We start from the raw sequence: 312 nt of genomic DNA on the forward strand, positions 1-312 counted from the left end.
GTCAAAGACGGGCTAGCAGAGTGTTTTCAGTACCAAACGTGAGTCAATCTGTTGCTGTTCGTTGTAGGAAGATCACTCCAGGAGAACGTGAGCCGAGTCAAGGCCCTCCCACCATCATGTCTGAAACAGCATGGACTAAATTGCGAGGGGAGCGGAATATTGATGATGAAGGTTTTGATAATTTGATTGGAGGGAGGAAACCCCCGTTAAATGTCAATGGTGCTTTTGTTAAGAATTTTCGGCCTGTAATTCTAGCTCTTGAAATCAAGGCAACGGATAATCTCTCAGGGATGATTGATAATTTAAATGCTG

At 43.9% G+C, this 312-nt stretch carries 1 protein-coding gene; it reads left to right on the forward strand.

Translation table 11 applies throughout. The features are described 5' to 3' along the window. Positions 1–38: 38 nt before the first annotated feature. Positions 39–312 (forward strand): hypothetical protein (locus RMT89_RS42055; RefSeq protein ID WP_315889029.1); only part of this gene is annotated, 274 nt, incomplete at its 3' end.

The sequence above is a fragment of the Streptomyces sp. P17 genome, from assembly GCF_032436805.1.
In the GTDB taxonomy this organism is placed as follows: Bacteria; Actinomycetota; Actinomycetes; order Streptomycetales; family Streptomycetaceae; genus Streptomyces.